At 68.5% G+C, this 8,009-nt stretch carries 4 protein-coding genes and 1 pseudogene; 3 read left to right on the forward strand and 2 right to left on the reverse strand.

The annotated features are described in order from the left end of the window. Positions 1–68 precede the first annotated feature (68 nt). A complete protein-coding gene (locus ACFWZ5_RS43130; RefSeq protein ID WP_384795856.1) occupies positions 69–2,627 on the reverse strand; it encodes a M14 family zinc carboxypeptidase in 2,559 nt (852 codons plus the stop codon). Between the two features lie 163 nt (positions 2,628–2,790). On the opposite strand from ACFWZ5_RS43130, the gene ACFWZ5_RS43135 reads away from it, so the two are divergent. Beyond that, positions 2,791–3,606 carry an EI24 domain-containing protein gene (locus ACFWZ5_RS43135; protein ID WP_384795854.1) on the forward strand — a complete coding sequence of 272 codons (816 nt, stop codon included), beginning with the start codon at positions 2,791–2,793 and terminating at the stop codon, positions 3,604–3,606. A gap of 628 nt (positions 3,607–4,234) precedes the next feature. Here the strand turns inward: ACFWZ5_RS43135 and ACFWZ5_RS43140 are convergent. Beyond that, positions 4,235–5,461 (reverse strand): helix-turn-helix domain-containing protein, encoded by a 1,227-nt coding sequence (locus ACFWZ5_RS43140; RefSeq protein ID WP_384795852.1) that lies wholly within the window; start codon positions 5,459–5,461, stop codon positions 4,235–4,237. Between the two features lie 237 nt (positions 5,462–5,698). Here ACFWZ5_RS43140 and ACFWZ5_RS43145 point away from each other — a divergent pair, with 237 nt between their 5' ends. Continuing rightward, entirely contained in the window at positions 5,699–6,820 is a 1,122-nt protein-coding gene (locus ACFWZ5_RS43145) for an adenosylhomocysteinase (RefSeq protein WP_030678618.1), read from the forward strand. Positions 6,821–6,824: 4 nt separating this feature from the next. After that, positions 6,825–7,366 (forward strand): annotated as a pseudogene (locus ACFWZ5_RS43150) (NUDIX hydrolase). Positions 7,367–8,009: the final 643 nt, after the last annotated feature.

An 8,009-nucleotide genomic window follows, 5' to 3' on the forward strand; every position in this document is an offset into this window, starting at 1 on the left:
GTCCTAGGGGGCAGAGCCCCCTAGTTTCGGGAAGGGGCGGGTCTGGGGCGCCCCCCGCGAGGACAGACCTACCGCACCGTCACCAACGCCCGCCCCACCTCCGGGAACAGCCCCTTCGGGTGGTCCCGGAACAGCGGCTGGGTCCCGAAGAGGACCACTCGCGCGGCCCCGGCCTTCCCGCTCACCACGGCCGCCTTGCCCGCGGCGTCAGCGGGACCCCCCTTGCCGTCGGAGCCGGCTCGCCAGTGCCCCGACACCAACGGATTCCCACCCGCGTAGGCCTGCTCGACCCGCACGCCGTCACCGAGCCCGGTGAACCACACGGGCGCGTACACGAAGCTGACCCCAGGCGCCCCGCCCGCGTTCCGCACGCGCACCACCCCGTTGGCGTCACCGTTCCCCTGCACGGCCTTGGCGCGCAGCAGCCCGGCGGCCGAGTTCAGGGCGGCCCCCTCGGTGCCGCGCCCCACGAAGCCGCCCCCGTGCGCGAGGAAGTCACGGAGCCGCGTCCTGGCGGCCCCGTTCAGCTCCCCGTAGTCGAGCCCCGCCGACACGAAGAGGACATCGGCCTTGCGCCAGTCGAACCCGTCGTTGAGGACCTTCGTCGACACGGGCACGACGTCGAAGTTCATCTCCCGCAGGGCGAAGAGCTCGCCGGGCGTCACGGCGGCGGCGACCCGGGTGCGCCGGAGCACCTCACCGCCGCGCACCTTGGTGGCGGAGAAGGCGACGTCGTACTCGGCCGCGGCGGCACGGGCCGCACGCCGGGCCGCCCCCGGCACGATCACGCTGCCGTCGTCGGCCCGCCGCACCCGGACCCCGTCGTCGAGGAGGGAGTTGAGCGCCGCGACCTCACGCGGATCGTCGAGCCGCAGCCGCAGATCACCGCGGGGCGCCACGTACCGCACCCGCGAGGCGGCGTGCACCGCGCGCGACGGCACCCGCGTCGGGCTGCCCTTGACCACGGAGTCCACCGACGCGCCCCAGAGCCGCCCGAGGCTCCAGCCGGAGATGTCGTACATGGTCGACACCTTGTCGCTGATGTCACGCCCGTCCGCGAGGATCACGTTCGCGAGGCCGCGCTTGGGCTGGCGCATGTCGACGAGGTAGGAGCCCTTCGCGTACGCGGTGCCGCCGAGCCGGAAGTCGCGGGTCGCGCGCCGCACCCGTACGTCGTTGGCGAGCAGGTGGTCCACCAGGCGCGACGCGGCGGCCGCGGAGCGCTGGCCGCGCCCGCCCGCCGGAATGACGTACGCCCGCGGGAACTCGGTGGTGTACACGTCCTCCGGGCCGATGCCCGGAACGCCCGGCACCGTCTCCTCGGACACCGGCACCTGCTCGGCCCCCGCCGCGCCCCGCCGGAACACCTCGATCTGGTCGGCGATCAGCGAACGCCGGTGCTTGGCCGCGTAGTCCAGGGTCGCCGTCATGGCCGCGCCCGCGATGTCCACGTTGATGGCCGACCTGCGCCGCAGCTCCGCGACGGGCTGGGAGTCGTACTCCTCGTTGTTGACCTGCATCGGGAATTCGATGGTGTGCGCCGCGACCGTGCCGTGGAACGGCATGTACTGCGGCGTGAAGATCGGCGGCCAGTCGTCCCAGCCCTCCTTCTGGTCGCGGAAGGGGATGACCGCGGGCAGCACGCCGTCCTTCGCCTCGGTGTAGCCGAGGCCGTTGACGGCCTTCTCCATGCCGAGGGCGTTGGCGTAGGTGTTCTTCAGGAACAGGTCGTACTCGTAGTTCTCGCCGTGCGGCGGCGTGGTCGGCTCGATGAGCGTGCCGTTCACATAGCCGTGCAGGTCGATCATCACGGTCGGCTGCTTGTCGATGGCGATCTGCCGCACCGCGCGCGCCTCGGGCTGCGAGGCGGTGATGAAGTCGCGGTTCAGGTCGAAGCCGTTGGCGTTCTCGCGGGTGCCCGCGATGCGGCCGTCGGGGTTCATCGTGACGTTGAAGTAGAGGCGGTGGCGCGCGAGCAGGGCGCGGGTCCTGCCATCCTTCGCCTTCGCCAGCTTCTCGATCACCTTGAGGGCCGCGTCCGTGCCCTCCCACTCGTTGCCGTGGATGTTGTTGTTGATGAACACCGGCGCCTTGTACGAGGACTTGATCGCCTTGTCCTCGGCGGCGGCCGCGGGCGCGTTCTCGATGAGCCGGCGCATCCGCTCCTGCCGCGCGGCCTCGCGCGCCGACTCCGGCGCGGTCACCGTCACCAGGTACAGATCGTGCCCGCCCGCCGAACGGCCCGCACGCTCGACGCTGACGCGGTCGCCGATGCGCTGGATCGCGTTCAGCTTCGGCGCGATGCCGTGGTACGGGACGAGGCCCAGCTTGATGGACTTGTCGTCCGGGTTCTCCGGGACCGGGTCGAGCCGCTGCTCGCGCGGATAGCCGCGGCCCTTGCCGGGGAGCGCCGGCGGCGTCTCGCCGAGCGCGCGGTCGGCGGCGCCCCGCGGGGCCCGCGCCGCCTTGTCGGGCGCGTCGAGCGGGGACTCGTCGCGGATCGCCGGACGCGGTGCGGGCGTGGGGTCGGCGCTCGCGCCGCCCGGGGTGAGCGCGGTGAAGAGCAGCGTGCCCGCGGCGGCCGACGCGGTCAGCAGCACCGGTCTTGATGGCCGGGATATCCCCATACGTACCTCCCCTGCAAGAGCCAGGAACTGGCCGTGAGATCACGTGAGATCAGGAGAGGAGGTCTACAGGTTGAAATCGCGCACAACAAGAGGGTGTTCACCAAACAGGTGCGCCTCTTCGGCGTGTCGGGGCGGCCGGAGCAGCCCGGATAGGGTGTGCCGCATGCGTGATCTAGGACAGGGCTTCGGCTATCTGGTGAAGGGGCAGCGCTGGGTCGCCCAGCACCGCAAGCAGTACGGCTGGGGGCTGCTTCCCGGGCTCATCACCCTCGTGCTGTACGCGGCCGCGCTGGTCTCGCTCGCACTGTGGGGCTCGGACCTGGTCTCCTGGGCGACGCCGTTCGCCGACGACTGGAACGACCCGTGGCAGGGCGCGTTCCGCGGCTTCCTGACGGTGCTCCTGTTCGCCCTCGCCCTGCTCCTGTCCGTGGTGAGCTTCACGGCGGTGACGCTCCTCATCGGTGAGCCGTTCTACGAGTCCCTGTCGGAGCAGGTCGACATCTCCGTGGCCGGCTTCGCCCCCGAGTCGGGCCTGCCGCTCTGGCGCGACCTGTGGATCTCCCTGCGCGACAGCCTGCGCATCGTGGTGCGCGCCGCGCTGTGGAGCGTGCTGCTCTTCGCGCTCGGCTTCGTCCCGGTGGTGGGCCAGACCGTGATCCCGGTCCTCGGCTTCCTCGTCACGGGCTTCTTCCTGGTCGAGGAGCTGACGGCGGTCGCGCTCCAGCGCCGGGGCGTGCAGCTGCGCGAACGCCTCGCCCTGCTGCGCTCCCGCAAGTCCCTCGCGTGGGGCTTCGGCGCACCGCTCGCGGTGGTGTTCCTGGTGCCGTTCGTGGCCGTGTTCCTGATGCCGGGCGCTGTCGCCGGAGCCACGCTGATGGCTCGGGAGCTGTTGGGGGAGGACGACGACCGCGGGGAGGACGGGGAGGACGACGGCGACGACAGCGCCGCCGATCCAGCGCGCACCTCGAGCACCACGTAGCCCCCGCGGGGCGCCTCAGCCCCTGAAGACGGCAACAAACTTCGAGGCGAGTCAGCGGACGGTCACCCACGCCGCCGACCACGCTCCGGCGAGAGCCGCCACAGCGGTGATCAAGCGCACGGGAATGCGCTGTACGGTGACGCGGAAGCCGCCCCACCGGAACTCAATCTGTGGGCGGGCCCGCTGTGACTCCGGCTGATCAGCCATGTCACTCCGTCCGGACGGCGGGGCCTTGAGCGAATTCCAGCAAATTCCGCTGCGCAGCGACTCGCGGAGGAGCCTGGAGCAGCGGTCCGGTTGTTCGGCGGACATGTACCGCCTCCTGCTCAAGGAGCCCGATTTCACGCGGCCTAGAGGAACACTCCGCCGCGGAACCTGTCGACCTGAGTGCGCCATTCACTACCCTGGCGTGCCCGAAATCAATGGTAAGTGGCCGAATTGGGCACTGCTGCACAGGACGTGAGCGTGCGCACCTTGGAGTGATCTCCGCAGGGCCTGGGGCTCCCTGGCTGCCCTGACGACTCGCACGGGCTGCGTCCAAGGCCACCGGCCTCGGCGAGTCCCACCACAAGCCCGTCCACCGCACCCGTATCGACTTCTGCTGCGGCCTCACACTGTCCGGCGCTGACTAGCGGGATTCTATTGCGGGTTGCCGCATTCCCTCATATGCCTCTCGCAGGTCACTGGCTTCCGAAATTTTGCGGGACTCAACGGCCCGCACGACTTCCAGGGCGCGCCAGCGATTGGACGGGACGACACGCCCCGAGAGGATGGCTCGCTGCGCGGCGTCACAGGCTTCGTCCACTCGATCGGAAACGACCAGCGACAGTGCGAGATCGATATTGGCTGAGGCTACGCGACGCGGCCATGTCGAGATGTCATTCGATGGGGCAAGCCGGTTGATCACCTCGCGAGCGTACTCTTCGGCTGCCGGGTCGCCTACCCAGGCCAGGGTAGTCGCAGTGTAGGAAACGGACTTGCCAGGGTCGTACTGGTAATGATGCTCGGGGTGGTCTGGGAATCGCATGGGAGAGACGAGCGCGTTGACTCGACCTATGGCGCCGTACGTCTCATTTACTTGTCCGAGCCTGGCGTACGCACGCCCCTCTTGAGCCGTCGCCTGGATTTCAACGGAGCTTCCCTTCGGCGCAAGGGCTTGAGCCGCCTTGCTCAGCTCCACAGCCTTGGCGTAATCACCGGCAGTAAGAACCCGCCACGCGTCCGTCTCGAAACACCAGGCTTGGATTTCAGCATGCCCGGCGTGCTTGGCCAGCGTCATGGCTGTGTGCAACCGTGCCGTCGCGGCATGCTCCTGGTTCAGGTCGATGTGGAGTGTTGCTCCCAACAGTGAGAACCAACCACCGAGGACCAGCAACTGCCGATGCTCGGCCAAGGTCTTCCTCGCGTCCAGCAAGTGACTGACGTATGCCGAGTACTTACGCACCCGTACCAAGAGGTCCTGCGGAGCGGAAGACGGATACTGCCTCGCTAGTTCATCAAAAACCAGCTCAAGGCGTGAGAGCGTTTCACCCCCGACGTCACTGGCTGCCACTCGCCGTACAAGTTCCAGGGCTTCCATTTCGTCGTCATGTGCAGGAAGAGGCGACGCCGACTGGGTAGTTGTCGCGGGCACTGCCTGCGGGCCGCCAACTACACAGTGGATCAATGAATCCAGTTGAGATACGGATACCTTCAGCTCCCGGCAAAGGTCCGGCCGGTGGAAGGATTGCGGAGCGGTTTCACCGGTCTCCCAGCGGCTCACGGTTGTTCGCTCCACTCCGATGGCTTCAGCTAGAGACTCCTGACTGAAACCCATCGCCTTGCGGCGCTTCACGAAGCTCTCTCGCCTGGCCATGTCGCCTCCCTGCTCTCCGGATTTCCGTTGTACCAGGTCAGAGGGTCCGGTGAGTCCAGTATGCGGCAGCGATGCGGCAGAGATGCGGCACTCCCGCGCTGGCACCTCTCGATGCCTATCCCTGTACTGGTGAATCGCCCAAGGCGGGGTATCTGCGGGGCGGTCTCAAGAAGCCGTCTGGATGTCCCCGGATGGGCAGTCGAACAGCTCTCGCCTGGAACCCGAGAGAGAGGCCCCATGGAAGCCACGGACCGAGCGCGGCTGGAAAGCTACTTCAGCAAGATCGCTGATGGGTTCACGCCGCCCGAGCGGCCGTCCTCACTGCTGATCACCCACCTCTTACCCGAGCGCCCCGCCTTCATCAGGGCCATCGGCAAGGCAACCGTCCTGCGGGCCGTGCTGCCCAAGCCGAAGTCCATCGACGTGATGGCCCGGCGCGAGGTGGAACAGGTCGTGGCGTGCGACGAACTGACGCGCGAGACCTTCGCCGACGCGGACACCGCCGTGACCTATCTGGAGACCAGGGCGGCCGGGGAACCGGTCGTTCTGCTCGATGTGGGCGGGTACTTCGCGCCTTCGCTGGACGCGCTCTGCTCCCGCTTCACCGGTCACATCCTCGGCGTGGTCGAGGACACAGAGAACGGCCACAAGCGGTACGCCGACAGGGACAAACTGCCGTGCCCCGTGGTGTCCGTCGCGCGCTCGCCCCTCAAGGACCCGGAAGACTTCCTGGTGGGCCAGTCGGTCGTCTTCTCCGCCGAAGCCCTCCTGCGAGGGCGTGGCGACATCCTGCACGGACGTCCCGCGCTGGTCCTCGGCTTCGGCAAGCTCGGTTCCAGCATCGCCCGGCTGCTGCACGTCAAGGGCGTACGGGTCATCGTCTACGACATCAACCCGGTACGGCAGACACAAGCCATGTCGCACGGGTTCGAAGTGGCCCGGGACCGTGACCAGGCTCTGGAGACCGCCGGCCTGGTGCTGTGCGCCACCGGGGGACTCAGCTTGCGCGGCGAGGACTTCCCCCGCCTGAAGAACGGCGCCTACGTGGCCACCGTGACCAGTTCGGAAGACGAACTGGAACTGGACGGCCTACCCGCGGGCTACGTCCGGGACAGCGCCGGAGAGAACGTGACCCGGTACACCACCACGGGGCACTACTTCTACCTGCTGAACGGCGGCAACGCCGTCAACTTCCTGCACGGCGCGAGCGTTGGACCGTTCATCTTCCTCGTCCAAGCCGAAATCATCGCGGGCGCGGCCATGCTGGCTCGCGGCGGTCTGGACGCCACTCTGCACGAAGTCCCCGCCACCGACCGGGCAGCCATCGCGGCTACCTGGCTCCACTACTACAACAGGTGATCGCATGCCCATCACGGCGACCCACATCCGCACCACCCTCGCCGAGTACGCCGACGCCCATCCCGAGGACAAGCACACACTCGCACCCCTGTTGGAACTGTTGGACCAGGGAGCCGACGTGACCAGCCGGAAGGAGTTCCGCGGCCACGCCACCGCGGGCGCCGTACTCATCAACGACCAGCACCAAGCCCTGTTCATCCACCACGTGGCCCTGAACAAGTGGCTGACCCCCGGCGGGCACCTGGAGCCCGGGGACACGAACCTCATGCACGCCGCCCTGCGCGAACTGGTCGAAGAAACCGGGATCACTCTCAGCGTCGCCCCGTCCAGCCGACCCCGGTCCACGTGGACGTGCACCCCATCCCCGCCAACGACAGCAAGGACGAGCCCGCTCACTGGCACGCGGACTTCCGCTACGTCTTCCAGGTGACGGGCGAGCACTCCGTAACGCTCCAAGAGGAAGAGGTCAGCGGGTACGCATGGCGGGGAATCGACACGATCGCTGACGAGACGCTGCGCAGCCGCGTCCTCGCCGCCCTGCGCTGATCTCTCCTCGCCCCGTCCGTCCCGGCGCCCCTCTGCTGCGGACGGGCGGGGCTTCGTCGTCCTGGCGCCGTCGTGCCCGCCGAGACGCGCCAGGTAGCCAAAGTGCCCCGACAGACCGCGTAGGACCGGTCCACCGGGGCTTGCCGAGACAGCTTGCAAGGAGCAATCCTCTGGGTGCTCTCCTTACTGCCCCGTGCCCCTCGCGCCGAGCGCCGAGACGGTCCGGGAAATCTTCGAACAACGCCCCGAGCTTCCGTACCTGCAACGCGAGCGGTGGCGCGCGGCAGCGTTCGCCGAACTCGGAGTGGACTACGACCATCCCACCACGAACATCACTCCCGTTCGGGCGGTGTCCGCATGACCCGCGACGGAGTCACCAGCGAGCCCACCCCGCCCACACGGCCCGTGCGCGGCATCTGCGGCCACCGGACAACGGCCCCCCGTCCCCGTAGGTGAAATCCCGCGTGCGAGCGGTGGAGGCTGGCACACCCACTACGGGTGCCCCGACTGCGTGCACCTGTACGGGCCGCTCGCGCAGTGGGACGAGCTGCCCACGATGCGCTGGACCACTCGGAACTCCTGCTAGCGAGCATCGGGGCTTCCCGAAACTAGGGGGCTCCGCCCCCTAGGACCCCCCTTTATC

Source organism: Streptomyces sp. NPDC059003 (genome assembly GCF_042740445.1).
Classification (GTDB): Bacteria; Actinomycetota; Actinomycetes; order Streptomycetales; family Streptomycetaceae; genus Streptomyces.

Coding starts and splice junctions, on each gene's coding strand:
- ACFWZ5_RS43130 (WP_384795856.1), bottom strand. CDS start 2,627: ATGGGGATATCCCGGCCATCAAGACCGGTGCTGCTGACCGCGTCGGCC.
- ACFWZ5_RS43135 (WP_384795854.1), top strand. CDS start 2,791: ATGCGTGATCTAGGACAGGGCTTCGGCTATCTGGTGAAGGGGCAGCGC.
- ACFWZ5_RS43140 (WP_384795852.1), bottom strand. CDS start 5,461: ATGGCCAGGCGAGAGAGCTTCGTGAAGCGCCGCAAGGCGATGGGTTTC.
- ACFWZ5_RS43145 (WP_030678618.1), top strand. CDS start 5,699: ATGGAAGCCACGGACCGAGCGCGGCTGGAAAGCTACTTCAGCAAGATC.